The organism is Xanthomonas sp. DAR 35659 (assembly GCF_041242975.1).
Classification (GTDB): Bacteria; Pseudomonadota; Gammaproteobacteria; order Xanthomonadales; family Xanthomonadaceae; genus Xanthomonas_A; species Xanthomonas_A medicagonis.
In genome coordinates this window covers 4,063,002-4,088,274 of sequence record NZ_CP162488.1, presented here as the reverse complement: position 1 = coordinate 4,088,274, position 25,273 = coordinate 4,063,002, and the positions used below count along the sequence as shown (strand labels likewise).

At 70.2% G+C, this 25,273-nt stretch carries 26 protein-coding genes and 1 tRNA gene; 21 read left to right on the top strand and 6 right to left on the bottom strand.

Going from position 1 to position 25,273, the window contains the following annotated elements; genetic code table 11:
• From AB3X07_RS17095 to AB3X07_RS17085, 3 genes are all read left to right on the top strand, one after another.
• On the top strand, nucleotides 1–321 hold the full coding sequence (locus AB3X07_RS17095; protein ID WP_003479775.1) for a YbaB/EbfC family nucleoid-associated protein: 321 nt from the start codon (nucleotides 1–3) through the stop codon (nucleotides 319–321).
• 97 nt (nucleotides 322–418) lie between these two features.
• Nucleotides 419–1,033, top strand: coding sequence for a recombination mediator RecR (recR, locus tag AB3X07_RS17090; protein WP_369939880.1), 615 nt, complete (start codon nucleotides 419–421; stop codon nucleotides 1,031–1,033).
• A gap of 67 nt (nucleotides 1,034–1,100) precedes the next feature.
• Nucleotides 1,101–1,448, top strand: coding sequence for a histidine triad nucleotide-binding protein (locus AB3X07_RS17085; RefSeq protein ID WP_369939879.1), 348 nt, complete (start codon nucleotides 1,101–1,103; stop codon nucleotides 1,446–1,448).
• A gap of 104 nt (nucleotides 1,449–1,552) precedes the next feature.
• Here the strand turns inward: AB3X07_RS17085 and AB3X07_RS17080 are convergent, their stop codons facing one another.
• Genes AB3X07_RS17080 through AB3X07_RS17065 form a run of 4 tightly spaced genes read right to left on the bottom strand, consistent with a single transcriptional unit; the run spans nucleotide 1,553 to nucleotide 5,934 of the window.
• Nucleotides 1,553–2,080, bottom strand: coding sequence for a Slp family lipoprotein (locus AB3X07_RS17080; RefSeq protein WP_369939878.1), 528 nt, complete (start codon nucleotides 2,078–2,080; stop codon nucleotides 1,553–1,555).
• Nucleotides 2,077–4,026 carry a transglutaminaseTgpA domain-containing protein gene (locus AB3X07_RS17075; RefSeq protein WP_369939876.1) on the bottom strand — a complete coding sequence of 650 codons (1,950 nt, stop codon included), beginning with the start codon at nucleotides 4,024–4,026 and terminating at the stop codon, nucleotides 2,077–2,079. Before AB3X07_RS17075 ends, AB3X07_RS17080 begins: the two co-directional genes overlap by 4 nt.
• Nucleotides 4,019–4,975: a DUF58 domain-containing protein gene (locus tag AB3X07_RS17070; RefSeq protein ID WP_369939875.1), complete on the bottom strand. Its 957-nt coding sequence runs from the start codon at nucleotides 4,973–4,975 to the stop codon at nucleotides 4,019–4,021. Before AB3X07_RS17070 ends, AB3X07_RS17075 begins: the two co-directional genes overlap by 8 nt.
• A gap of 5 nt (nucleotides 4,976–4,980) precedes the next feature.
• Nucleotides 4,981–5,934 (bottom strand): AAA family ATPase, encoded by a 954-nt coding sequence (locus AB3X07_RS17065; protein ID WP_369939874.1) that lies wholly within the window; start codon nucleotides 5,932–5,934, stop codon nucleotides 4,981–4,983.
• A 37-nt stretch (nucleotides 5,935–5,971) separates the two neighbouring features.
• Between AB3X07_RS17065 and AB3X07_RS17060 the strand changes: the two genes are divergently transcribed.
• The 3 genes from AB3X07_RS17060 to AB3X07_RS17050 are packed head-to-tail and all read left to right on the top strand — an operon-like array spanning nucleotide 5,972 to nucleotide 10,698.
• Entirely contained in the window at nucleotides 5,972–7,819 is a 1,848-nt protein-coding gene (locus tag AB3X07_RS17060) for a glycosyltransferase family 39 protein (RefSeq protein WP_369939872.1), read from the top strand.
• Nucleotides 7,820–7,870: 51 nt separating this feature from the next.
• Nucleotides 7,871–8,860: a glycosyltransferase family 2 protein gene (locus AB3X07_RS17055; RefSeq protein WP_369939870.1), complete on the top strand. Its 990-nt coding sequence runs from the start codon at nucleotides 7,871–7,873 to the stop codon at nucleotides 8,858–8,860.
• Nucleotides 8,857–10,698 carry a hypothetical protein gene (locus tag AB3X07_RS17050; protein ID WP_369939869.1) on the top strand — a complete coding sequence of 614 codons (1,842 nt, stop codon included), beginning with the start codon at nucleotides 8,857–8,859 and terminating at the stop codon, nucleotides 10,696–10,698. Before AB3X07_RS17055 ends, AB3X07_RS17050 begins: the two co-directional genes overlap by 4 nt.
• Nucleotides 10,699–10,713: 15 nt before the next feature.
• On the opposite strand, the gene AB3X07_RS17045 is transcribed toward AB3X07_RS17050, so the two are convergent.
• Nucleotides 10,714–11,286 carry a Maf family protein gene (locus AB3X07_RS17045; protein WP_369939868.1) on the bottom strand — a complete coding sequence of 191 codons (573 nt, stop codon included), beginning with the start codon at nucleotides 11,284–11,286 and terminating at the stop codon, nucleotides 10,714–10,716.
• 181 nt (nucleotides 11,287–11,467) lie between these two features.
• Here AB3X07_RS17045 and AB3X07_RS17040 point away from each other — a divergent pair, with 181 nt between their 5' ends.
• The 15 genes from AB3X07_RS17040 (at nucleotide 11,468) to AB3X07_RS16970 (ending at nucleotide 24,950) form a co-directional block, all read left to right on the top strand.
• Nucleotides 11,468–11,977: a YceD family protein gene (locus AB3X07_RS17040; protein WP_369939867.1), complete on the top strand. Its 510-nt coding sequence runs from the start codon at nucleotides 11,468–11,470 to the stop codon at nucleotides 11,975–11,977.
• A gap of 101 nt (nucleotides 11,978–12,078) precedes the next feature.
• Nucleotides 12,079–12,273 carry a 50S ribosomal protein L32 gene (gene rpmF, locus AB3X07_RS17035; RefSeq protein ID WP_184411606.1) on the top strand — a complete coding sequence of 65 codons (195 nt, stop codon included), beginning with the start codon at nucleotides 12,079–12,081 and terminating at the stop codon, nucleotides 12,271–12,273.
• A 96-nt stretch (nucleotides 12,274–12,369) separates the two neighbouring features.
• A complete protein-coding gene (locus AB3X07_RS17030; protein WP_369939864.1) occupies nucleotides 12,370–13,353 on the top strand; it encodes a beta-ketoacyl-ACP synthase III in 984 nt (327 codons plus the stop codon).
• A 378-nt stretch (nucleotides 13,354–13,731) separates the two neighbouring features.
• The gene (locus AB3X07_RS17025; RefSeq protein WP_369939863.1) at nucleotides 13,732–14,391 is read left to right on the top strand and encodes a glutathione S-transferase family protein; all 660 of its coding nucleotides are present in this window, start codon (nucleotides 13,732–13,734) and stop codon (nucleotides 14,389–14,391) included.
• 202 nt (nucleotides 14,392–14,593) lie between these two features.
• The gene (gene fabD / locus AB3X07_RS17020) at nucleotides 14,594–15,538 is read left to right on the top strand and encodes an ACP S-malonyltransferase (RefSeq protein ID WP_369939862.1); all 945 of its coding nucleotides are present in this window, start codon (nucleotides 14,594–14,596) and stop codon (nucleotides 15,536–15,538) included.
• An 88-nt stretch (nucleotides 15,539–15,626) separates the two neighbouring features.
• Entirely contained in the window at nucleotides 15,627–16,370 is a 744-nt protein-coding gene (gene fabG, locus AB3X07_RS17015) for a 3-oxoacyl-ACP reductase FabG (RefSeq protein WP_369939861.1), read from the top strand.
• A gap of 205 nt (nucleotides 16,371–16,575) precedes the next feature.
• The gene (gene acpP / locus AB3X07_RS17010; RefSeq protein ID WP_046981398.1) at nucleotides 16,576–16,815 is read left to right on the top strand and encodes an acyl carrier protein; all 240 of its coding nucleotides are present in this window, start codon (nucleotides 16,576–16,578) and stop codon (nucleotides 16,813–16,815) included.
• Nucleotides 16,816–16,944: 129 nt separating this feature from the next.
• On the top strand, nucleotides 16,945–18,180 hold the full coding sequence (fabF, locus tag AB3X07_RS17005; RefSeq protein ID WP_369939859.1) for a beta-ketoacyl-ACP synthase II: 1,236 nt from the start codon (nucleotides 16,945–16,947) through the stop codon (nucleotides 18,178–18,180).
• A gap of 493 nt (nucleotides 18,181–18,673) precedes the next feature.
• A complete protein-coding gene (locus tag AB3X07_RS17000; RefSeq protein WP_369939858.1) occupies nucleotides 18,674–20,023 on the top strand; it encodes an aminodeoxychorismate synthase component I in 1,350 nt (449 codons plus the stop codon).
• A 75-nt stretch (nucleotides 20,024–20,098) separates the two neighbouring features.
• Nucleotides 20,099–21,160 (top strand): endolytic transglycosylase MltG, encoded by a 1,062-nt coding sequence (gene mltG, locus AB3X07_RS16995; RefSeq protein ID WP_369939857.1) that lies wholly within the window; start codon nucleotides 20,099–20,101, stop codon nucleotides 21,158–21,160.
• On the top strand, nucleotides 21,157–21,822 hold the full coding sequence (gene tmk / locus AB3X07_RS16990; RefSeq protein ID WP_369939855.1) for a dTMP kinase: 666 nt from the start codon (nucleotides 21,157–21,159) through the stop codon (nucleotides 21,820–21,822). The genes mltG and tmk overlap by 4 nt, the downstream gene beginning before the upstream one ends.
• Entirely contained in the window at nucleotides 21,819–22,796 is a 978-nt protein-coding gene (locus tag AB3X07_RS16985) for a DNA polymerase III subunit delta' (RefSeq protein ID WP_369939854.1), read from the top strand. Before tmk ends, AB3X07_RS16985 begins: the two co-directional genes overlap by 4 nt.
• Complete coding sequence (locus tag AB3X07_RS16980; protein ID WP_369939853.1) at nucleotides 22,793–23,146, top strand: PilZ domain-containing protein; 354 nt, start codon at nucleotides 22,793–22,795, stop codon at nucleotides 23,144–23,146. Before AB3X07_RS16985 ends, AB3X07_RS16980 begins: the two co-directional genes overlap by 4 nt.
• Nucleotides 23,147–23,222: 76 nt before the next feature.
• Nucleotides 23,223–23,297 (top strand) — tRNA-Val (locus tag AB3X07_RS16975).
• A gap of 540 nt (nucleotides 23,298–23,837) precedes the next feature.
• Nucleotides 23,838–24,950, top strand: coding sequence for a serine hydrolase domain-containing protein (locus AB3X07_RS16970; protein WP_369939852.1), 1,113 nt, complete (start codon nucleotides 23,838–23,840; stop codon nucleotides 24,948–24,950).
• Nucleotides 24,951–25,128: 178 nt separating this feature from the next.
• On the opposite strand, the gene AB3X07_RS16965 is transcribed toward AB3X07_RS16970, so the two are convergent.
• Entirely contained in the window at nucleotides 25,129–25,266 is a 138-nt protein-coding gene (locus AB3X07_RS16965) for a hypothetical protein (RefSeq protein ID WP_369939851.1), read from the bottom strand.
• Nucleotides 25,267–25,273 lie beyond the last annotated feature (7 nt).

The following is a 25,273-nucleotide window of genomic DNA, read 5'->3' as shown; positions in this document are numbered from 1 at the left end:
ATGCGTGGCAACATCGCCCAATTGATGCAACAGGCGCAGAAAATGCAGGAAAACCTGCAGCGCGCGCAGGAAGAGCTGGCCCAGCTGGAAGTCACCGGCAGCGCCGGCGGTGGCATGGTCAGCGTGACCCTCACCGGCGCCAAGGAATGCCGCAAGGTGCGGATCGATCCAAGCATCCTCTCCGACCAGGAGATGGCCGAGGATCTGATCGCCGCCGCCTTCAACGACGCCTCCAACAAGATCGACGCCGAGTCCAAGTCGCGGATGGGCGCGGCCACGGCCGGCATGCCGATCCCGCCGGGCATGAAGCTGCCGTTCTGAGGGGTCGGGATTCGGGAATGGGGACTGGGGATTCGCCGAGGCAAGAGCGAAGCCTCGACCTGCTCACTCCGCATCCCGATTCGCGAATTCCGAATTCATGTCTGCTCTGCTCGAACAACTGATCGAGGCCTTCCGGGTCCTGCCGGGCGTGGGCCAGAAGTCGGCGCAACGCATGGCCTATCACGTGCTCGAACGCGAGCGCGACGGCGGCCGCCGGCTGGCGGGCGCGCTGGCCGAGGCGGTGGAGAAGGTCGGCCACTGCGTGCAGTGCCGCGATTTCAGCGAGACCGAGACCTGCGCGATCTGCGCCAGCGCCAGCCGCGACCGCCAGCAGTTGTGCGCGGTGGAATCGCCGGCCGACCGCCTGGCGATCGAGCACGCCACCGGCTACCGCGGGCTGTACTTCATCCTGCAGGGCCGGCTGTCGCCGTTGGACGGGGTCGGCCCGCGCGAACTGGGCCTGGATCGGCTGGGCGCGCGGCTGGCGCAGGGCGAGATCGCCGAGTTGATCATCGCCACCAATTCCACCGTCGAGGGCGAGGCCACCGCGCACTACCTGGCGCAGCTGGCGCGCCGGCACGGGGTGCGCCCGAGCCGGTTGGCGCAGGGCCTGCCGCTGGGCGGGGAACTGGAGTACGTGGATCGCGGCACGCTGTCGCATGCCTTCGGCAGCCGCAACGAAGTGCCGCCCGGCGCCGCCTCCGGCGAGTAGCGACGGCGCCTGCATTGCCGGGAATCGGCTATAACGGCGGCTTCCTTCCGCTCTGCGCATCGATCCCATGGACACCATCTTCGGCAAGATCATCCGTCGCGAAATTCCCGCCAGCATCGTCTACGAGGACGATGCCGTGCTCGGCTTCAAGGACATCGCGCCGCAGGCGCCAGTGCACGTGCTGTTCATTCCCAAGCAGGTGGAAATCCCCACCCTCGACGATCTGGCGCCGGAGCAGGCGACCCTGGTCGGCAGGCTGGTGCTGGCCGCGGCGACCTATGCGCGCGAACAGGGCCTGGCGCAGGATGGCTACCGCGTGGTGATGAACTGCCGCGAGCACGCCGGGCAGACCGTGTTCCATCTGCACCTGCACCTGCTGGCCGGTGCGCCGCTGGGCCGTTTCGGCACGCCCTGATCGCGGGCGTCGCGGCTTTCGCAAGGGGCGACACGCAACGCCATCCAGCGACAAAAAAACGCCGCTTTTCAGCGGCGTTTTTTCTGCTCGTCATTCAACCGCGCTTACCACCAGCCGCGGCCCCAGCCCCAGCGCGGGCCCCACGGGTCCCACGGGCCCCAGGGGCCGTACGGGTAGGCGGGCACCACCTCGACCTGGCGCACCACCGGCCACAGGTAGACCACGTCGGCGTCGAGCTTGGGCAGGCGGTAGTCGTATTCGCCGATGCGGGTGCTCTCGTAGCCGGAGACGTGGCCGATGAAGGTCACCTCGCGGCCGGGTTCGAACACCGCCGGGTCGTAGAAGCCGGAGCGGCAGGCGATGAAGCGGCCGTCGCTGGCATCGGCCGAGTCGCTGTCCGGACGGCCACTGGCGTTCAACGGCCGGCCCAGCATCTGGAAGCAGGTCGCGCCCTGCCCGGGCTTGGTCTGGATGATCTTGCCGCCCCAGCGCACCGAGGCGCCGACCTGCTGGCCGGCGACCGAGTCGCGCGGGGTGACGGTGGCGAACTGGCCTTGCAACGGCTTGGGCGCGGTGGCGCAGGCGCCCAGGGCGAGGATGGCCACCATGGGGAACAGCAGTCGGATCTTCATCGAGATGCTCCGGTATGCGGACGGTGCCTGCGCAGGTCGCGCAACAATGAAGCGCTGTCCGAATCAGCGCCAGCGTAGCGCGAATCGGCGAAACGTTGGCTGAGCGAAAGCAACGCAGTCGCCTCCATCACCTGCTGTACACGCGCCGCCCACTGCAGCGCCGGTTCGTGCGCCGCGCGGCCCAGGCCGAGCCGCGCGTAGCGCCGTCCCAACTGCCGCCAGGCGCGCAGCAACGGGTCGCGCTCGCGTTCGCCGCGGGCCAGCAGCCAGGCCATCCAGCCCAGCACCAGCGCGGCGAAGCCGGCGAACAACGCGACCAGTTGCGCCGGCTCCAACTTGGCGATGCCGATGCCGCTCAACAGGCGCTGCTGGCGGTTGGCATCGAAGGACAGCACCAGGTCGTTCCAGCCGCGGCGCAGCCAGTCGCCGACGTCGCGCAGTCGCCAGTCGACGCCGCCGCCCTGCGCGCCGGCGCTGGCGCCGAGGCGATCCTCCAGGGTGTCGTAGATGCGTTCCGGGGCGACCGCCGCGGTCGGGTCCACGCGCACCCAGCCGCGCTCCGGCAGCCACACCTCGGCCCAGGCGTGGGCATCCATGCGCCGCACCACCCAGTAGCCGCCGAACGGATTGCGGGTGCCGCCGGCATAGCCGGTGGCCACGCGCGCGGGAATCCCCGCGCCGCGCATCAGCACCACGAAGGCGGAGCTGAAGTGCTGGCAGAAGCCGGCCTTGTACTGGAACAGGAATTCGTCGACGCCGTCGCGGCCCGGCAGCGGCGTTTCCAGGGTGTAGGCGAAGTCGCGGCGGATCCATTGCAGCGCGCGGGCCACGATCGCCGCGTCGTCGTTGCCGGCCTGCTGCCGCCACTGTCGGGCCAGCGCCACGCTGCGCGGGTTGTAGCCCGGCGGCAGCGCCAGCGCGCGCTGCCGCTGCGCCGGGCTCAGCTCGGTCTCGAAGCGCAGCGGCGGTGCCGAGCGCAGGCGCCAGCGGCTCAGCGCGCTGAGCGGGCGCTCGCTGGTGAGCACGTAGTCGGCCGAAGCGCGGGTGCCCGGTGGGGCCTGCAGCGGCAGGTCCAGCGCGACCAGTTGGCGACGGTCGGTGGGTTCGACCTCGACTTCGTAGTCCCAGCCGGCGGCAGCGGTCTGCACCGCCGGTGCCGGCAGGGCCTCGTTGCCGCGCTGCGCGCGCCAGGTGCTGCCGTCGAAGTCCCATAGCACCGGCCCGCGCCAGTAGCGCTGCGCCGGCGCCGGCACCGGCCCGAAGAACTGCACGCGCAGCGCCGGGGTGTCGTCGGCCATCAGGTCCAGCCATTGCCCGGGCGACATGCTGTCCGCCAGGCCGGGCCGGCTCAGCGCGCGTTCGGGCACGCCCCACAGCGGCGAACCCAATCGCGGGAACAGCCAGAACGCGGCCAACGCCAGCGGCAGGCCGAGCGCCAGCAGGTGGCCGACGCCGCGCAGTTGCCAGCGCAGCGGTGGCGCCGCGCTGCGCCCTTCCTGGTCGGCCAGGCGTTGCATGCACAGCAGCGCGGCGATCACCGCGGCCAGCGCCAGCGCCATCGTCAGCGGTCCCTGGTCGAGCAGGAACGCGGCGAACGGCGCGAACAGGGCGAAGCCGAGCAGGCTGCGCGCGTCGCGCAGGGTCTTCAGTTCCGACGGCTTGATCGCCAGCATCGCCGCGAGCATCGCGCAGCCGGTGTCGCGGCCGAACCGCATGCCGACCTGCCAGTAGATCGCCGCCAGCATCGCCGCCACCAGCAGCAGGCGCAATACCGCCGGCAGCGGCCGCCACGCCGAACTGGCGCCGATCAGCAGCGCGGTCGCGGCGAACAGCAGCGCCAGCGCGTCGGGCAACTGCAGCAGCAGCGGCAGCAGCGCCAGCAGGCCGGCGGCGAGTGCCCAGCGACGGCTGGCGGTGCTCAGCGCGGGCGAGCGCGGCTCAGCCATGCGGCAGCAAGGCCAGTGCGCGCAGGCACAGATGACGGTGCTGCGGGCCGCGGCCCGGCCCCAGCGGCGGCTGCCCGGGCAGCAGCAGGCGATAGCGGCGGCCGTCGCGTTCGGCCGCATTGACCCAGCGCGCCAGCCGCGCGATGCGGCGCTCGTAGGGCAGGCTCGGCAGGGTGCGCCAGTCCAGCACCACGTCCACGCCGATCGGGCGTTCGTATTCGCGTACCAACAGACTGTCGCGCCGTGCCGAGTGCTTCCAGGCGATCGCGCGCGGCGCATCGCCGGCGCGGTACGGACGCAACTGGTGCAGTTCCTCGCCCAGCGCGTGCAGGCGGGTCTGGGTGGGAGCGCCGTCGCCGGCCGGCAGCGGCGGGCCGTCGCTTTCCGGTTGCGGGTAGACCAGCAGCGGCGTGTCCGGCCAGATCCAGGCCCAGGCGCGCAGCAGGCCCAGCGGTTGCGTGGTGGAGATGCGGACGCGGGACAGATCGAGCCAACCGCGACGTTCGGTCGGCACCTCCAGGTCGGCTTCGCCGAGGCCGTCGCCGCGCAGGTCCAGCCAGGTGTGGTGGTCGCCATGCGCCACGCGCAGGCCGCGGCGTGGGCGCGCGTCGTCGGCGCCCAGCGCCAGGCGCAAGCGCAGCGGCGTGCCGGCCGGTACCGGTTCGGCCGACAAGGCCTCCAGGCGCAGCCCGGACAGTTGCAGGTGGGCCATGATCGCGCTGGCGATGGCGGCCGCGCCCAGCAGCATCGCCAGCAGCAGCGCGGGATTGTTGTTGTAGTTCAGCGCGCCCAGCAGCATCGCGCCGAGCAGCAGCGCCAGGAAGCCGCCGAACGGGGTCGGCAGGATGTAGATCCGGCGCCGGTCCAGGCGCACCGGCAGGGTTTCCGGATCGCGCGGTCGCGCCAGCCGTGCCAGCGCCTGCCGCCCCTCGCGCAGCCGCGCGCGCACCGGCCTCAGTCCACCGCCACGCTGTGCAGGATCGCCTTGGCCAGTGCCTGCCCGGACGCCGATTCCTGTTCGGCCACCAGCCGGTGCTCGGCCACCGCCACGAACAGCGCCTGCACGTCCTCGGGTAGCGCATGTCCGCGGCCGAGCAGCAGCGCATGCGCCTTGGCCGCGCGCAGCAGCGCGATGCCGGCGCGCGGCGACAGGCCCACGCGCACGCCCGGATGCTGGCGGCTGCGCGCGAGCAGGGCCTGCACGTAGCCTACCAGCGCCTCGCTGGCATGGATGCGCTCCACCGCTTGCCGCAGCGTGGCCATGTCGGCATCGCCGAGCTGCGGCCGCGCCTGCGCGATCAGGTCGCGCCGATCGCTGCCGCTGAGCAGCGCGCGTTCGGCGTCGGCGCCGGGATAGCCCAGCGCCAGCCGCAACAGGAACCGATCCAATTGCGAGTCCGGTAGCGGGAAGGTGCCGGACAGGTCCACCGGGTTCTGCGTGGCGATGACGAAGAACGGCGACGGCAGCGCATGGGTGGTGCCGTCCAGCGTCACCTGTTGCTCGGCCATCGCTTCCAGCAGCGCGCTCTGCGTGCGCGGCGGCGCGCGGTTGATCTCGTCGGCGAGCAGCACGTGGGTGAAGACCGGGCCGGGATGGAACTGGAACTGGCGCGACTGCGCGTCGTACACCGACACGCCGAGCACGTCGGCCGGCAGCAGGTCGGAGGTGAACTGCACGCGCTGGAAGCCCAGGCCCAGGCTCGCCGCCAGCGCATGCGCCAGCGTGGTCTTGCCCAATCCCGGCAGATCCTCGATCAGCAGATGTCCACCGGACAACAGCGCGACAAACGCCATGCGCACCTGTTGCGGCTTGCCCAATACCAGCGCATTGACCTGGTGCTGGGCCTGCGCGAGCGCCTCGCGCAGCGTATCGGTTAGCATTTCCGGCAAGCGGGGCGGAGTAGGCATCGCATTCTCGCAACGGGTTTAGGGGAGTCTAAAGGCAATGCAAGGCGAACAACGTGCACGCAGTACCTTCCTGGTGCTGTGGACGCTGGTCACCGCGGCCAAGCTGCTGGTGGCCGCACGTCTGCCGTTGTTCGTCGACGAGGCGTTCTATTGGCAGGAAGGCCAGCACCTGGCCGCCGCCTATTCGGACCTGCCCGGGCTGACCGCCTGGCTGGCGCGGCTGGGCGTGGCGCTCGGCGGCGACCATCTGCTGGCGCTGCGCGCGCCGTTCCTGCTGTTGTCGGCGGCGATGCCGTGGCTGATCGCGCGCATCGCCACGCGCTGGTTCGGCGCGGTCGCCGGCTGGCGCGCCGGCAGCCTGACCCTGCTGATGCCGCTGTCGGGCACGCTCGGCATCCTCGCGCTGCCGGACGTGCCGATGGCGCTGGCGACCATCTTGTGCATGGACGCCAGCGCGCGGCTGTTGCGCCAGGTCGAGGCGATGAGCGCGGTGGAACTGGCGTTGGGCCTGGCCCTGGGCGCGCTGAGCCACTACCGCTTCGCCGGGGTGATCGGGGTCGGTGCGATCGCCCTGCTGCTGATCCCGCAGGGCCGGCGCATGCTGCGCGATCCGCAGGTGTGGGTCGCGCTGGCGCTGGGCATCGTCGCCTGGCTGCCGCTGCTGGCCTGGAACGCCGACAACGGCGAGGCCGGGGTCCGTTTCCAGTTGATCGACCGGCATCCGTGGAGCTTCCAGCCCGCCGGCATCGCCTTCGTGCTGATCCAGGGCCTGCTGGTCACGCCGCTGCTGGCGGTGGCGATGTGCAAGGTGGCGCTGGTGGCCACGCGTGGCGGCGGCAGCGGCGGCGCGCGCGTGCAGTGGCGCTACTTCGGCCTGCTCGGGGGCGTGTCCACGCTGGGCATCTTCCTGCTCGGCTTCTTCACCGATGCCGAGCGCATCAGCTTCCATTGGCCGCTGCCGGGCTACCTGGCGCTGCTGATCGCCACGCCGGTGATCCTCAACGGCTGGCCGCGGCGCCTGCGCCGCGCGACCTGGCTGCTGACCGGGATCGGTCTGGTCGGCGCGTTTGGTTATTACCTCGCGGTGTCGGTGCCGGCGGTGCGCGAACTCGCCGCCGGCGACAAGTACTACCCGCGCAACTTCGCCGGCTGGCGGCCGCTGGCGACGGCGGTGCGGCGCGAAATGGCGGCGATGCCGCCGGGCACGCAGGTGCTGGCCGACAATTTCAAGGTCGGCGCCGAACTCGGCTTCGAACTCGGCGATGCCGACATCCAGGTGTTGCCGCATCCGTTGAACGACAAGCATGGGCGCACCGCGCAGTTGCGCCAGTGGGGCCTGCTCAACGACGGCCGTCGCGACGGGCCGCGCTTGCTGGTGCTCTCGCCCAGCGACATGAAGTACCGGCTGCTGCTGCAGCGCTACCACGCGGTGTGCGCGCTGGTCGGTCCGTTGCCGCCGCCGGTGGTGGTGTCCAACGACCATGGCAGCCAGCGCTTCCTGCTGTTCACGCTGCCCGCGCAGCGCCTGCCCGGGCCGTGCACGACCCCGGCGATGGCCTGGTTCAATACGCCCGCGGCGGGCGCCAAGGTCCCGTCGCACTTCGAAGTGTCCGGCTGGGCGTTCAAGGACGGCGTCGGCATCGAGCGGGTCGAGGTGCTGCTCGACGGCAAGGTCGCCGCGCAGGCGCGCTACGGCGAGACCTACGACGTCACCGCGTTCTGGAAGATCTCCACCGATCCGGGACATCCGCGTGTCGGGTTCCGCGCCACCCTCGACGCCAGCGCGCTGGCGCCGGGCACGCATTGGCTGGGTCTGCGCCTGCATGGTCGCGACGGCAGCGTCGAGGACTGGTGGGAACAACCGATCGACCTGCGCCGCCGCTGAGATAGGATGGCGCGCGTTTTCCCGACCGTCGCGCAGGACCGCACGCCGCCCATGCCCAGCCTTTCCTCTGCCCGCGACGCGGCGCCGCCGCGCATCGCGGTGCTGGTTCCTTGCCACAACGAGGCGGCCACGGTCGGCCGCGTGGTCGCCGACTTCGCCGCGCAGTTGCCCACGGCCAGCATCCACGTGTTCGACAACAATTCCAGCGACGCCACCATCGCGCAGGCACGCGCGGCCGGCGCGCGGGTGCGCACGGTGGCGCTGCAGGGCAAGGGCAACGTGGTGCGGCGCCTGTTCGCCGACATCGAGGCCGACGTCTACGTGCTGGTCGACGGCGATGCGACCTACGACGCGGCGATGGCGCCGGCGCTGGTCGAACGCCTGCTGCGCGACGGACTGGACATGGTGGTGGGGGCGCGCCGCAGCGATGCGGCGGCCGCCTACCGCGCCGGCCATCGCACCGGCAATGTGTTGCTGACGCGTTGCGTGGGCTTCCTGTTCGGCCGCAGCTTCGACGACATGCTGTCCGGCTACCGGGTGTTCTCGCGCCGCTACGTGAAGTCGTTCCCCGCGCATGCGGCCGGTTTCGAGACCGAGACCGAACTGGCGGTGCATGCGCTGCAACTGCGCATGCCGGTGGCCGAAGTGGACACCGCCTACGGTGCGCGTCCGGAGGGCTCGCAGAGCAAGCTGCGCACCTGGCACGACGGCACCCGCATCCTGCTGACCATCCTGCGCCTGTTCAAGGCCGAGCGGCCCTTGCTGTTCTTCTCGCTGGGCTTCGGCGCCTGCGAACTGCTCGCCGTGGGCCTGGCGGTGCCGCTGCTGCTGACCTACCTGCACACCGGCCTGGTGCCGCGCTTTCCGACCGCGATCCTGTGCTCGGCACTGGTGCTGCTCGGCGTGCTGCTGCTGGCCTGCGGGCTGATCCTGGACACGGTCACGCGCGGCCGCATCGAGGCCAAGCGCCTGGCCTATCTGGCGATCCCGGCCTGGCCGGCGGCGGACCCGGCCGACGCGCGCTGCGGCGACGGCGCATGAGCGCGGCGGCCTCCTTCGCGGCGCCCAGCCGCCGCCGGCGCCTGCTGGCCGCGCTGGACCGTCGTTTCGCCTTCCACCGCCGCGGCAACGTGATCGCCGCCGGCGTGGCGGTGGCGCTGCTCGGCGGGTTGCTGTCGCTGTGGCTGGGGCAGGACGCCAACTGGGATTTGCGCAACTACCACCTGTACAACGGCTACGCCGCACTGCACGGCCGTCTCGGCATCGACCTGGCGCCGGCGCAGATGCAGAGCTACTTCAATCCGCTGCTGGACCTGCTGCATTACGCGCTGTTCACCGGCCTGCCGGCGCCGCTGGCCGGCTTCGCGATGGGCGCGTTGCATGCGCTGGCGTTCCTGCTGCTGGCCGGGATCGTCTGGCAGGTGCTGGACCCGCGCCTGGACCGCGCGCGGCTGGCGCCGTGGCTGGCGCTGGCCGGGCTGTGCAGCGCCGTGTTCCTGTCCGAGTTCGCCGGCACCATGGGCGACAACAGCAGCGCCCTGCCGGTGCTGGGCGCCTTGCTGGCCGCGCTGCACGCACAGCGCCGCCAGCAGGCCGACGGAAAGGGCGTGGCGCTCGGCTGGTGGGCGCTGGCCGGCGCACTGCTCGGGCTGGCGATGGCCTGCAAGCTGACCAATGCCCTGTTCGCGTTTGCGCTCGGCGTGGCCGCGCTGGTCGCCGGTGGGCGCGCACGGCAGCGGATCGGTGGCGCCGCCTTGCTGACCGTGGTCGCGTTGTCCAGCTTCGCGCTGCTGGCCGGGCCGTGGCTGCTGCGGGTCTGGCAGACCTTCGGCAATCCGCTGTTCCCGCAGTTCAATAGCCATTTCCTGGCGCCGCTGGCGCAGCCGGTGGCGGTCAGCGATACGCGCTGGTTGCCCAAGGGCGCGTGGGAATGGCTGACCTGGCCGCTGCAGTTCTCGCTGGCGCCGAACCGGGTCAGCGAGGTGCGCCTGCGGCAGTTGGTGTGGCCGCTGCTGTATCTGCTCGGCCTGGTCGCGCTGCTGCGCTGGGGGCTGCGGCGCCCGCGCCGGCAGGAGGGGCCGCAGGACGTGGTCGCGCCGGCGTGGCGGGCGCTGCTGGTGTTCGTGCTGGTCGCCTTCCTCGCCTGGCAGGCGGCCTTCAGCATCCAGCGCTACCTGGTGGTGCCGGAACTGCTGGCGCCGCTGCTGCTTTGGGTGGGCCTGCGGCGGCTGTTGCCGGCGCGCATCGCCGCCCCGGCCGCGCGCTGGACCCTGATCGCCTGCGCGGCCTTCGCGCTGTACGGCTGGGGCGACTGGGGCCACGAACGCTGGGCACGCCAGGCGTTCCGGGTGCAGGCGCCGCCGATGGTGCAGCCCGAGCGCAGTGTGGTGCTGCTGGTCGGCGATGCGCCGGAGTCCTGGCGCATTCCGTTCCTGCCGGCGCAGGCGGCCTACGCGTCGGTCGCGTCCAACTTCCCGGAGACGCCGGCCTATGCCGCGCGGGTGCGGGCGATGCTGGGCGCGCGCGGGCAGGGCTATGCGCTGCTGCCGGCCACGGTGGATCGCAACATCGAACGCCTGCAGCGGCTCAATGCCGTGGCGGCCCAGCTAGGTCTGGATCGTGGTCCGCGGTGCGCGTTGATGCGGCGCCTGGCGCATCGGCCGGTGCGGGCCGAGGTGGAGGTGGACGCCGGCCGTTGCCGCTGGGTGCTGCCGCCGGCGCGGGCGATGGACGTCGCCGCGGCGGACCGGCAGACCCAGGCGCTGGCCGCGCAACAACTGGCCCGCTACGGCCTGGCCCTGCAGCCGGGTTCGTGCCACGTCTACCAGGCCTGGGTCGGGCAGGCGCGCTTCCCGTACCAGTGGTGCCGGTTGCAGTAGCGGACGGCGCGCGCCTCAGGGCAGGACGTAGCCGGCCTCGCGCAGCAGCTCCGCCAGCGCGATCAGCGGCAGTCCGACCAGTGCGGTCGGATCCTGGCTGTGGATCGCGCGGAACAGGCTGATGCCCAGGCCCTCGCACTTGAAGCTGCCGGCGCAGTCCAGCGGCTGTTCGGCGGCGACGTAGCGGGCGATCGCGTCCGCGTCCAGCTCGCGGAACCGCACCTCGGTCAGGTCGCAGGCCTGCAGGGCGCGATCGCCGCGCAGCAGGCACACCGCGGTGTGGAAGCGCACGCTGCGCCCGGACATGGCGGCCAGTTGCGCGCAGGCGGCGGCGACATGGCCGGGCTTGCCCAGCGGCTGGCCGTCGAGTTCGGCGACCTGGTCCGCGCCGATCACCCAGGCCCCGGCCGCGCCGGCCGCCACCGCCTCCGCCTTGGCCCGGGCCAGCCGCTGCGCCAGCGCCAGCGGCGCTTCGCCAGGCCGCGGCGTCTCCTCGACATCGGGGCGGATGCTGTCGAAGGGCAGGCGCAGGCGCTTCAGGAGTTCGCGGCGATAGACGGAGGTGGAGGCCAGGATCAGGGGGGGCATCGGCGGTCGGGCAGGGTGGCGCAGCGGCCGGGGCCGGCAGTCTGCGGCGCGGCGCAGGACCCGGCAAGCGCTCGCGCGCGACCGTCCGTACGATGTGGCTGCGCGCGACGGGCCAGCGGCTTGCCGGTCCGGCGGGGCAGGTTTGACAGCGCCGGCCCCAGTCCTTAACATTCTGCGGCTTATGTCCGCGAACGTGCCCGAACTGTTGGATGCCTGGCGGATGGTCGCAGCGCGCAGGGTCTTCGAAGACCGCCTGCCGCTCTCGGCGATGACCCGTCTGCAAGGCAGCCTGGCCGACACCGAAGGCGAATGCCGCTACACGCTGGAATTCGGCCGCGACGCTGTACTGCAAGTGTCCTACGTCGAACTGACGCTCGAAACCGCGCTGCCGCTGATCTGTCAGCGCAGCCTGCAGCGCTTCCTGCTGCCGGTCTCGACCGTGCAGCGGCTGGGGCTGATCCGCAGCGAGGACGAAGAGGCCGCGCTGCCGCCGGATTACGAGGCCTTGCTGGTGCCGGACGACGGCATGCTGCGGCCCGCCGATCTGGTCGAGGACGAGTTGGTGCTGGCGGTGCCGTTGGTGCCGGTGGCGCCCGGAAGCGAGGCGGTCGAACAGGACTGGCCGGCGACCGAGGAAGAGGTGAGCAAGGCCAACCCGTTCGCGGCGTTGGCGGCGCTGAAGAAACAGTAGCGGTCGGCCCGCCGGACGCTGCCTGAGGTTGTTGCCGGACGCGCGCGTCCTGCGCGACGTAATGACGACAGATGTAAACGAACCGAGTTTGGAGCAATCCCATGGCTGTGCAGAAATCCCGTGTCACCCCGTCCCGCCGCGGCCAGCGCCGTTCGCACGACGCCCTCAGCGCCAAGCAGCTGTCGACCGACCCGACCAGCGGCGAGACCCACCTGCGTCACCACATCACCGCCGACGGCTACTACCGCGGCAAGAAGGTGATCGCCACCAAGACCTCGCAGGTCGAAGAAGATTGATCCGTGCCCGTCCATCGCGCCGCGGCGGACGGAGTCACCCATCTTCACAGGCCGCGCCCGCGCGGGCGGCCTGCGTAACAGGCAACAGGAATCAGCATGAGCAAGCGGATCTATTCCAGGATCGCGGGCACCGGTAGCTATTTGCCTGAAAAAGTGTTGACCAACGACGATCTGTCGCACATGGTCGATACCAGCGACGAATGGATCCGCAGCCGTACCGGCATCCGCGAGCGGCACATCGCCGCGCCTGGCCAGACCGCCGGCGACCTGGGCTACGAAGCCGCGTTGCAGGCGATCGAAGCCGCCGGTATCGATGTCGCCGCGCTGGACATGATCGTGGTCGGCACCACCACCCCGGATCTGATCTTCCCGTCCACCGCCTGCCTGATCCAGGCGCGGCTGGGCGCGGTCGGTTGCGCCGCGCTGGACGTCAATGCCGCGTGCTCGGGCTTCGTCTACGCGCTCAGCGTGGCCGACAAGTTCATCCGCTGCGGCGACGCCAAGACCGTGCTGGTGATCGGCACCGAGACCCTCAGCCGCATCGTCGACTGGACCGAACGCACCACCTGCGTGCTGTTCGGCGACGGCGCCGGCGCGGTGGTCCTGCGCGCCGACGAGGACACCGGCATCCTCAGCACCCATCTGCATGCCGACGGCAGCAAGAAGGAACTGCTGTGGAATCCGGTCGGCATCTCCACCGGGCTCGGCGACGGCACCGGCGACGCCTCCGCCGGCGGCATCCAGATGAAGGGCAGCGAGGTGTTCAAGTACGCGGTCAAGGCGCTGGACGCGGTGGTCGACGAGACCCTCGACGCCAACGGCCTGGACAAGCACGACCTGGACTGGCTGATCCCGCACCAGGCCAACCTGCGCATCATCGAAGCCACCGCCAAGCGCCTGGACCTGCCGATGGAGCAGGTGGTGGTGACGGTGGACGTGCACGGCAACACCTCCTCCGCCTCGGTGCCGATGGCGCTGGACGTGGCGGTACGGTCGGGTCGCGTGCAGCGCGGCCAGTTGCTGCTGCTGGAAGCCTTCGGCGGCGGTTTCACCTGGGGCTCGGCGCTGCTGCGCTACTGAGCCGGAACCTGTGGGTGCGGGCGCCTTCGGCGTCCCGCGCAGCGTAGGCGCGTAGCGCACGCGTTGGCGCCGATTCGATTCGAGCGTGTGAAGCGGCTTGGCGCTGCGCGCTGCCAATGGCGGGCGGCGGTGGCCGGCGCGTTCCGCATGCAGTTCCGTCCATCCACGCACGCGTTGCGCCATTGCGGTGCATCGCCGTCGAGCGCCGTCGAGCGCCGGTGTGCGTCTGGCGGGCGCAGATGTCGGCGCGGGCGAGGTCAGGGCCGTCGGCGCTCCAGACGGTCGCCCCGTGTCGATTTCCATTGCCAACGGTCGTCGTAGGGCATGACAGGTCCGCGCGTCGGGCGCCTGCGTTCCGCATGACCGAGGTGATCGACGATGTCATTGCAGCTCTATGCCCATCCCTTCTCGTTCTACTGCCAGAAGGTCCTGATCGCGCTGTACGAGAACCGGACGCCGTTCGCGTACCGGATGCTGTCCGCCGACGATCCGCAGCCGCTGGCCGAACTGACCGCGCGCTGGCCCTTCGCCCGCTTCCCGGTGCTGGTCGACGCCGGCCGGACGGTCGCCGAAGCGACCATCATCATCGAGCATCTGGCCTTGCACTATCCCGGCCCGGTGCGCCTGCTGCCGTCCGATCCGCGCGCTGCGCTCGAGGTCCGTTTCATGGACCGCTGTTTCGACAACTACCTCGCCACCCCGCAACAGAAGATCGTGTCCGATCGCTTGCGCGCGGAACACGAACGCGATCCGCATGGCGTGGCCGCGGCGCGCGCGATGCTCGACACGGCCTACGCCTGGCTGGAGACGACGCTGGCCGCACGCACCTGGGCCGCGGGCGACGCCTTCAGTCTGGCCGATTGCGCGGCGGCGCCGTTCCTGTTCTACGCGGACTGGACGCATCCCATCGATGCCGCGTTCGCGAACGTTCTCGCCTACCGCAGGCGCCTGCTGGCGCGGCCCGCGTTCGCCCGTGCGGTGGACGAGGCGCGGCCGTACCGGGCGTTGTTCCCGCTGGCCGCGCCCGACCGCGATTGAGCCGGGTTGGCCGCGTTGCGCGCGTCGCGCGGACGCGCGCGGCGCGTGGGCGGCCGCGGGGACGATCGCCTGAGGAGGAGAGGGCGGGGCGGCCGGGCGGCACTGCCCTGGCGGCGCCGGCACGTGCACATACGCCCGGGTACAGACGTACGGCCGGTTTCGCCCGTATCATCGCCGCTCGATTTTTGCAGGACGGATCCGCGTGACCGATTCCACACTCGCCTTCGTTTTCCCCGGCCAGGGCTCGCAATCGCTGGGCATGCTGGCCGAGCTGTCCGAATTGCATCCGCAGGTGCGCGACAGCTTCGTCGAAGCCTCCGATGGCGCCGGCGTGGACCTATGGGCGCTGAGCCAGGGCGGTCCGGAAGAGATGCTCAACCGCACCGAGTACACCCAGCCGGCGCTGCTGGCGGCCAGCGTGGCGCTGTGGCGGCTGTGGCTGGCGCAGGGCGGGGCGCGTCCGGCGGTGCTGGCCGGGCACAGCCTGGGCGAGTACAGCGCGCTGGTCGCGGCCGGCGCCCTGTCGCTGCACGACGGCGCGCACCTGGTGCGCCTGCGCGGCCAGTTGATGCAGGACGCGGCCCCGGCCGGCGTCGGCGCGATGGCCGCGGTGATCGGCGCCGAGGACGCGCTGGTCGAGGAGGTCTGCGCGCAGGCCGCCGGCAGCCAGGTGGTGGTACCGGCGAACTACAACTCGCCCGGCCAGGTCGTGATCGGCGGCGACGCCGCGGCGGTGGACCGCGCGCTAGCGCTGCTGGCCGAGCGCGGCGTGCGCAAGGCGGTCAAGCTGGCGGTGAGCGTGCCCTCGCACACCCCGCTGATGCGCGAGGCGGCCAACCGCCTGGCCGAGGCGATGCGCGGGCTGGCCTGGCAGGCGCCGCAGCTGCCGGTGGTACAGAACGTCGATGCCAAGGTGCACGACGGCGTGGAGGCGATCCGCCAGGCGCTGGTCGAGCAACTGTACCTGCCGGTGCGCTGGACCGGCTGCGTGCAGGCGCTGGCCGCGCGCGGCGCCACCGGCGTGGCCGAATGCGGTCCCGGCAAGGTGCTGACCGGGCTGATCAAGCGCATCGACAAGGCGCTGGACGGACGCGCGCTGGCCACGCCGGCCGACTTCGCCGCCGCGCTGGAGACCTGGCCGGCCTGATTCCGCTGCCGCGCGCGGGTGCATCGTCCGCGGCGGCTTCCTTTCCCCTGCGGCGCCTGGCGCGCCGTCCGTCCCCAAGGAACAGCAGATGAGCAAGCCATTGCAGGGCGAGATCGCCCTGGTCACCGGCGCCAGCCGCGGCATCGGCGCGGCCATCGCCGACACCCTGGCCGCGCAGGGCGCCACCGTCATCGGCACCGCGACCTCCACTTCCGGCGCGCAGGCGATCGGCGCGCGCCTGGCCGCCCAGGGCGGCCATGGCCGCGCGCTGGACGTCACCGATTCGGCCGCGGTCGAGGCGCTGATCGAGGCGATCGCCAAGGAATTCGGCGCGGTCTCGATCCTGGTCAACAACGCCGGCATCACCCGCGACAATCTGCTGATGCGGATGAAGGACGAGGACTGGCAGGCGATCCTCGACACCAACCTGACCAGCGTGTTCCGCACCTCCAAGGCGGTGCTGCGCGGCATGATGAAGGCGCGCAAGGGCCGCATCGTCAACATCGCCTCGGTGGTCGGCGTGACCGGCAATCCGGGCCAGACCAACTACGCCGCGGCCAAGGCCGGCATCATCGCCTTCTCCAAGTCGATGGCCAAGGAAATCGGCTCGCGCGGCATCACCGTCAACGTGGTCGCGCCGGGCTTCATCGATACCGACATGACCAAGGCGCTGCCGGAGGCGCAACGCGCCGCGCTGCTGGAGCAGATCGCGCTCGGCCAGCTCGGCCAGCCGGCCGACATCGCCAACGCGGTGGCGTTCCTGGCCGGCCCCGGCGCCGGCTACATCACCGGCGAAACCCTGCACGTGAATGGAGGGATGTACATGCCGTGAGCCCGCGGCGCAGGGATCGCGCCTAAGTGGCTGATCGGCGGGCGTTTGTGCGGCGCTGCAAGGGCCAGCCGGTTTCCACTACACTATCCAACGCGGCCATCGCAGCCCGATGGCGTTTTGTGAGTCCCTCACAGGAGCACCGCACATCCACGTGCGGGGATCCTAAAACTCGAACCACCACTACTCCATCTGGAGCGATATCCCAATGAGCACCATCGAAGAACGCGTCAAGAAAATCGTCGTCGAACAGCTCGGCGTCAAGGAAGAAGAAGTCACCAACAGCGCATCGTTCGTCGATGACCTCGGTGCCGACTCGCTGGACACCGTGGAACTGGTGATGGCGCTGGAAGAAGAGTTCGAGTGCGAGATTCCGGACGAAGAAGCCGAGAAGATCACCTCGGTGCAGCAGGCCATCGACTACGTCAAGGCGCACGTCAAGAGCTGATGCTCCGTTCTCGATCGCCATCGGCGCCTGCGTGGCCCCGGTGCGCGTGACAATCCCATGGGGCCGCGCATGCGGCCCTGTGTTTTTACAGCGTCAAGGCCGCGCGTACCGCGGTGAGGAGATTTCGCAATGAGCCGTCGTGTCGTCGTAACCGGCATGGGCCTGGTGTCGCCCTTGGGCAATGACCTGGCCAGCAGTTGGGAAGGGATCGTCAACGGACGGTCCGGCATCGGCCCGATCACCCAGATCGATGCGTCTCAGTTCACCACCAAGATCGCCGGCGAGATCAAGGATTTCGATCCGACCAAGTTCATCTCGTCCAAGGACGCGCGCAAGATGGATTCGTTCATCCATTACGGCGTCGGCGCCTCGTTCATGGCGCTGGACGATGCCGGCCTGGAGATCACCGAGGCCAATGCCGAACGCATCGGCGCGATCCTCGGCTCGGGCATCGGCGGGCTGCTCGGCATCGAGGAGCAGACCATCAAATTCCACGAGGGCGGCGCGCGCAAGATCTCGCCGTTCTACGTGCCCAGCACCATCATCAACATGCTGCCGGGCCAGGTGAGCCTGATCAAAGGGCTGAAGGGGCCGACCTTCTCCGCGGTCTCGGCCTGCGCCACCTCCAACCATTCCATCGGCACGGCGATGCGCATGATCCAGCACGGCGATGCCGACGTGATGCTGGCCGGCGGCGCCGAGCGCGGCTCCTCGCCGACCTCGGTGGGCGGCTTCTGCTCGATGAAGGCGATGTCCACCCGCAACGACGATCCGGCCGCGGCCTCGCGGCCGTGGGACAAGGAGCGCGACGGCTTCGTGCTCGGCGACGGCGCCGGCGTGCTGGTGCTGGAGGAGTATGAACACGCCAAGGCGCGCGGCGCGCGCATCTATGCCGAACTGGTCGGCTTCGGCGCCAGCTCCGACGCCTTCCACATGACCGCCCCGAGCGAGGACGGCGAGGGCGCCGCGCGCAGCATGGTCGCGGCGATGAAGGACGCCAAGCTCAACCCCGAGCAGATCGATTATCTCAACGCGCACGGCACCTCCACGCCGCTGGGCGATCTGGCCGAGACCCTGGCGATGAAGCGCGCGCTCGGCGACCACGCCTACAAGACCATGGTCAGCTCGACCAAGTCGATGACCGGGCACCTGCTCGGCGCGGCCGGCGGCGCCGAGGCGATCTTCTCGGTGATGGCGATCCATGCCGGCGTGATCCCGCCGACGATCAACCTGCACGAACCGGGCGAGGGTTGCGATCTGGACTACGTGCCGAACGTGGCGCGCGAGAAGAAGATCGACGTGGCGATGTCCAATGGGTTCGGCTTCGGCGGGACCAACGGGACCTTGGTGTTCAAGCGGATGTGAGTGGGGCTGGGAATCGGGAATGGGGATGCGGGAATCGTAAAGGCGGTTCCGTCCCCTGATGCGATTTCGGCTTTCGATGCACGTATGTGAGGGGCTGGGAATCGGGAATGGGGAATCGGGAATCGCAAAGGCGGTTCCGTCCCCTGACGTGATTTCGGCTTTCGTTGCACGTATGTAAAAGGCGTCTGGTGGGACGACGCCACCCTGGGGCGGCGGCGCTGGTCTGGAGGTGTCGGCCTGCCGCGGCGCCGTCCATGCGGGGCGCGTTGGGCGGCCTTCCGGTGAGAAGGCCTCCGTCGCTCCGACGCAATGCCGGGTATACGCGGTCTTGCATCCGCGGCGATGACGGGTCGGTTCGTTCGATCCTGCGTTGCCGGCGGTCGAGGCGAGCGCTTCGGGCGGCGCTGAACTGGCTTGGACGCGCCATCATCCGTACGGAGCAGGGTGCCGCTTCCTACGTCCTTCTCGCCCTCTCACCTTCTGCGGATCTCCGATGCTGCGTACCGTTCCCCTGCCGGCCGACACCGACCTGCTGGCCTTGCACCGCCTGGCGCCGCAGCGCTATCCGCTGTTGCTGGAATCGGCGGCGTCGGGCACCGCGCAGGGCCGCTGGGACATGCTGCTGATCGCCAGTGGCGAGGGCCTGCGCCTGGACCGCGACGGCGTGACCCGGGATCTGCATGGCGCCGCACGCGACGGCGATTTCCTGGCCGCGCTGGACGCGCGCTGGCAGGCCGAACGCTGCGCGCGCGACGAACCGCGCTGGCCGTTCCGCGGCGGCTGGGCGCTGTTGCTGGACTACGAACTGGCGGCGCAGGTCGAGCCGGTGCTGCGCTTGCCGCAGGGACCGGCGGCAACGCCGACCGCGCTGGCGCTGCGCTGCCCCGCCGCGTTGCTGCGCGACCACGCCAGCGGCGAGTGCGTGGCGCTGGCCGAGCCGGCGCATGCAGCGTTGCTGGAGACGCTGCTCGGCGACCTGCAGGCGCTGCCCGACGCCGCGCCGCTGCCCGAGTGGGTGCCGCCGTTGCAGGTGCAGGAAGACCCGCCGCCGCGCTTCGTCGACGGCGTGCGCCGCATCCTCGGCTACCTGCGTGCCGGCGACGTGTTCCAGGTCAATCTGTCGCGGCGCTGGTCGGCGCGCTTCGCCGCCGAGCTGGATCCGGCCGCGCTGTACGCGCAACTGCGCCGCGCCAATCCGGCGCCGTTCGCCGGCCTGTTCGTCGGTCACGGCCGTGCGGTGGTCAGTTCCTCGCCGGAACGGCTGGTGTCGGTGCGCGGCGACGTCGTCGAGACCCGGCCGATCGCCGGCACCCGCCCGCGCGCGCCCGGCGACGACGAGGCCGCGCGCATCCGCGAACTGGTCGGGCACCCCAAGGAGCGCGCCGAGCACGTGATGCTGATCGACCTGGAGCGCAACGACCTGGGCCGGGTGTGCGCGCCGGGCAGCGTCGAGGTCGATGAGTTGATGACGGTGGAGAGCTACGCCCACGTGCACCACATCGTCAGCAACGTGCGCGGGCGGCTGCGCGACGGGGTCAGTCCCGGCGAGGTGATCCGCGCCACTTTCCCCGGCGGCACCATCACCGGCTGCCCCAAGGTGCGCTGCATGCAGATCATCGCCGAGCTGGAGCAAGTGCCGCGCGGCGCCTACACCGGCGCGTTCGGCTGGCTCAACCGCGACGGCGACATGGATCTGAACATCCTGATCCGCACCGCCGAGGTGGACGGCGCGCAGGCGCAGTTCCGCACCGGCGCCGGCATCGTGTTCGACTCCGATCCCGAGCGCGAACTGGACGAGACCCGGGCCAAGGCACGCGGCCTGCTGCGCGCGCTGGAACCGTGAGCCGCGCGCCCGCGATACCGGCCGACGCCGGCCGCGCGGTATCCTGCACGCCATTGAATTCGCTTCGAGGTGGCCGTGGCTTGGGCTAAACGCGGGTGTCTGACCCTGCTGGCGACATTGCTGGTGCTGGCGCTGCTGCTGGCCGCGGCCGGCGCCTGGTGGTGGCAGGGCTATCGCGCCTTCGCCGACCAGCCGCTGCAGGCGGCCCAGCCCAGCGTGGAGGTGGCGCGCGGCGCTTCGCTCAACGGTGTGCTGCGCAAGCTGCGCGCCGCCGGCGTGACGCAGGGCAGCGACCTGCAATGGCAGTTGCTGGCGCGCGAACTGGGCGTGGCCGGCAAGCTCAAGTTCGGCGAGTACGCGCTGCAGCCGGCGCCGAGCCCGCGCGAACTGTTGCTGCGCATGCGCAAGGGCCAGGTGATCCAGTACCGCTTCACCATCGTCGAAGGCTGGAACGTGCGCCAGCTGCGCACGGCCTTGAACGCGGCCACGCCGCTGGTGCACACCACCGCCGAGCTCAGCGACAGCGAACTGATGGCCAAGCTCGACCAGCCCGGCCAGCACCCGGAAGGCCGCTTCCTGCCCGAGACCTACCTGTACCAGCGCGGCGACACCGACCTGCAATTGCTGCGCCGCGCGCATGCGGCGATGGACAAGGCGCTGGCCGAGGCCTGGGACGCGCGCGCCAAGGACCTGCCGTTGCAGTCGCCGGAGCAGGCGCTGATCCTGGCCTCGATCGTGGAGAAGGAAACCGGCCTGGCCGCCGAGCGGCCGCAGATCGCCGGCGTGTTCGTGCGCCGCCTGCAGCTCGGCATGAAGCTGCAGACCGACCCGACCGTGATCTACGGCATCGGCAGCGCCTACGACGGCAACATCCGCAAGCGCGACCTGGAAACCGACACGCCGTACAACACCTACACCCGTGCCGGCCTGACCCCGACCCCGATCGCCATGCCCGGCCGCGATGCGCTGCGCGCCGCGACCAATCCGGCGCCCGGCGACAGCCTGTACTTCGTCGCCATCGGCGACGGCAGCGGCGCGCACGCGTTCTCCGCCAACTATGCCGAACACAACGCGGCCGTGGCGCGTTACCTGCAGCGCCTGCGCCAGGCGCGCAGCGGCGCGGCGGTGACGCCATGAGCGAGGCCGTGCTGCGCCACCATCGCTTCGTCAGCCTGGAAGGCGGCGAGGGCGCCGGCAAGACCACCGCGATCAACGCGATCCGCGACTGGCTGCAGGCGCAGGGCCACGAAGTGGTGCTGACCCGCGAACCGGGCGGCACTCCGCTGGCCGAGCGCATCCGCGGACTGCTGCTGGACAAGGCGCCCGGCGAGGCCGCCGAACCGCTGGCCGCCGAGACCGAACTGCTGCTGGTGTTCGCCGCGCGCGCCCAGCACGTGCGCGAGGTGATCCGTCCGGCGCTGCAGCGCGGCGCCTACGTGGTCAGCGACCGCTTCACCGATTCCAGCTACGCCTACCAGGGCGAGGGCCGCGGCCTGGACCGCGCCTGGATCGCCGACCTGGAACGGCGCGCGGTCGGCCTGCAGCCCGGGCTGACCCTGCTGCTGGACCTGGACGTGCAGATCGGTCGCGCCCGCACCAGCGGCCGCGACCTGTGGCCGGACCGGATCGAGAGCGAGCAGGACGACTTCTTCCAGCGCGTGCGCGCCGGCTTCCGTCAGCGCGCCGCGCAGGATCCGCAGCGCTTCCGCGTCGTCGATGCCAGCCAGCCGCCGCAGGCGGTGGCCCACGACGTGGCCACCGCGCTGGCGGCCTGGGTGCAGCAGGAGCGCACGCCATGAGCGCTGCGGCGACCGACGCGCTGCCCTTCGCGCCCTGGCAGCAGCGCGCCTACGACCAGACCGTGGCCGCGCTCGACGCCGGCCGCCTCGGCCATGGTCTGCTGATCTGCGGGCCGGATGGCCTGGGCAAGCGCGCGGTGGCGCTGAAGCTGGCCGCGCACGTGCTGGGCCAGGGCGAACCGGCCGCGAACCTGCGCAGCGCGCAGTTGATCGCCGCCGGCACCCATCCGGACCTGCAACTGGTCTCGTTCATCCCCAACCGCACCGGCGACAAGCTGCGCACCGAGATCGTCATCGAACAGGTGCGCGAGATCTCGCAGAAGCTGGCGCTGACCCCGCAGTACGGCGTGGCCCAGGTGGTGGTGGTGGATCCGGCCGATGCGATCAACCGCGCGGCCTGCAACGCCTTGCTCAAGACCCTGGAGGAGCCGCAACCCGGCCGCTACCTGTGGCTGATCAGCGCGCAGCCGGCGCGGCTGCCGGCGACCATCCGCAGCCGTTGCCAGCGCCTGGAGTTCAAGCTGCCGCCGGCCGACGAGGCGATCGCCTGGCTGCTGGCCCAGGAGTTCCCGGAGAAGACCGCGCGCGAAGCGCTGGACGCCGCGCGCGGCCATCCCGGCCTGGCCGCGCAGTGGCTGCGCGAGGACGGCCTGAAGCTGCGCCGGCAGGTCGCCGCCGACCTGGAGCAGGTCGCCGCCGGCAAGCTCGGCACGCTCGACGCGGCGCAGCGCTGGAGCGCCGACGGCCTGGCCGAGCAGCGCCTGGGCCACGCCGCCGATCTGGCGCTGGCACAGGCCTCGCAGGCCGGCTTGACCGACCCGGCGCGATTGCACAAGCTGGCCACCTGGTTCGACGCAGCCAATCGCACCCGCGACCTGCTGCGCACCACCGTCCGTGGCGACCTGGCCATCGCGGAACTGTTGCTGGCCTGGCGCGACGGCGATCGCCCGGCCCGGAAGGGGACACAACGATGAGTGCGATGAGCGGACGCCAGGGCATCCTGTCGCTGGCGGTGAAGGACAAGGCGGCGCTGTACAACGCCTACATGCCGTTCGTGAAGAACGGCGGCATCTTCGTGCCCACGCCCAAGCGCTACTTCCTGGGCGACGAAGTGTTCCTGCTGCTGACCCTGCCCGATTCCAGCGAGCGCCTGCCGGTGGCCGGCAAGGTGATCTGGGTGACCCCGATGGGCGCGCAGGGCAACCGCACCGCCGGCATCGGCGTGCAGCTGCCGGACAACAACGAGGGCGAGACCATCCGCAACAAGATCGAGACCCAGCTGGCCGGCACCCTCAACGCCGACAAGCCCACGCAGACCATGTAGTGGCGGCGCGGGTAGCGCGCGTGCGTAGGCCATTGACGCCAGGCGCAGCACCCCTATAATGTGCGGCTCGCGACACGGGCGGTTAGCTCAGCGGTAGAGCATTGCCTTCACACGGCAAGGGTCGCAGGTTCGAACCCTGCACCGCCCACCACGAAATCAAGAATTTACGAGAAGCCGGCCTAGTGCCGGCTTTTTCGTACCTGCACGGTAACAGCGGCGGCGAGTGCGGGACGACGGTAGCGACGTGCGTGTAGCGGAACGGCTGGGCATGGCAACTGGATGCGAAAACCTTGGCGCGGTCCCCGGGCCACTACCGCAGCGAACGCATGCCGGTGACCGCGGAGCTGACTGCGACGGCTAACGGATTGCGCTTGCAACTAGGCGCCTGCAGCGGCAGTGAAACCCGCATCGCCGGATCTGTTCGGCGCGAATGATGCGCAGGGACTTCTGACGGGCTTCGGGTTCGACGGCGAGCGGTATTTGGCACAGCCGTAAGTGCGGCCGGAACAAGATGGAAGCAACGGCCAGCATGGGCGCGATCGCCAGGCGGGTTCGCCCACCGGGCTAGCCCACGTGTTCGCAGCGCGCGTCGGGCATTTCATCGGCCTTCTCCTCGTTTCGTCCGAAGACACCCGCTCGGGTATTGGTCCGGCTCCATACTCGCGGCCGTTCCATCATGCCGGGGTGCATCGTGCGAAACTTCTTCCGTTCCGTTACGTATCGCTTGCTTGTCGGTGCGCTTGTCTTGCTCTGCGCGGCGATGCCGCTGCGGGCGCAGTCGCAGGCGACGCCACTCGAAGACTTCATCGCTACCTATGCCGCGCAACACGGCTTCAGCGGTACTGTCCTGGTCCAGCAGGACGGCAAGCGGCGATACCAGCGCAGTTTCGGCCTGTCCAGTGTCCAGTACGGCGTCGCCAACGGCGACCAGACCCGGTACTGGATCGCTTCCATCACCAAACTGTTCACCGCCACCCTGGTGCTGCAACTGCATGAAGAAGGAAAACTGGACCTGCAGGCGAACGTGGCCAGCTACCTGCCCGATTACGCCATCGCCGGTGCCGACCGTATCACGTTGCATCAGCTGCTCAACCACACTTCCGGACTGAAGAACTTCGACCAGGTGAAAAGCTTGGAGCGGGCGTTGACCGAGGGCTTGCCGACCTACCAGTCGCCCTATACCAGCGATCGGTTGATAAGAAAATTCTGCAGCGGACCGCTACTGCATGCCCCGGGCACGACGTTCGACTACAACAACGGCGATTACCTGATCCTGGGCAAGGTCATCGAACGCGTTACCGGCAAAACCTACGAGCAGGTGCTGAAGGAACGGATTCTGAAGCCGCTGGGACTGACCCATACCGGCATGCTGCGCCATGAAAGCATCGTCGAAGGCCTGGCCTCCACCTACTCGTATCGCGAAGACCTCAAGTCCCTGTCCAACGACTTCCCGGTCTATCCGGAGAACTGGTACGCCGCCGGCGCGATGTACTCCACGGCCGAAGATGTGCTCAGGTTCTCGGACGCGGTGTTCGGGTCCGGCCTGTTGCGCAAGGAGAGCATCGCCCGGCTGACCGCCCCCGGGCTCGACGACTACGGTTATGGCCTGTGGGTCTACGAGACGCGGATAGGCGCCGCCAAGCACCGTGTCGCCAAACGTCCAGGCCGGATCATGGGCGCGCAGGCGCAGTTGTATCGCTTGCTCGACCGCGACCTGACCATCGTCATTCTCGCCAATACCGCCAACACCGACCTGGACGAATTCGTTTCGCGGATAGGCGAGGCCGCGGTCGGTTCAAAGTAGTGCGTGCGATGACTGTTCGCGCGGCCCGAGCCGACCCTGTTCGGGATATCTGCGAAGATGATGCAGTCGAAATTTCTTGGGAAGATTCGTTGATTCCCATGTATATGGATATTGATACGCTTTCGATCGACGGCTATCGCGCGTTTCAAGCGCACGTGAAATGCTGGGTCTGCTCACATCACGCGGATCGCACGGCATCCGGACTCATGAAGGCCTGAATCACCCTTCGGCGGATCTGGTGATCGGTCTCGTCGTCGGTGAAGAACGTTTCGGACGCGAGCTGGTGGGCATCCAGCAGCAGCTCGATGCGGCTCATGCCCGCC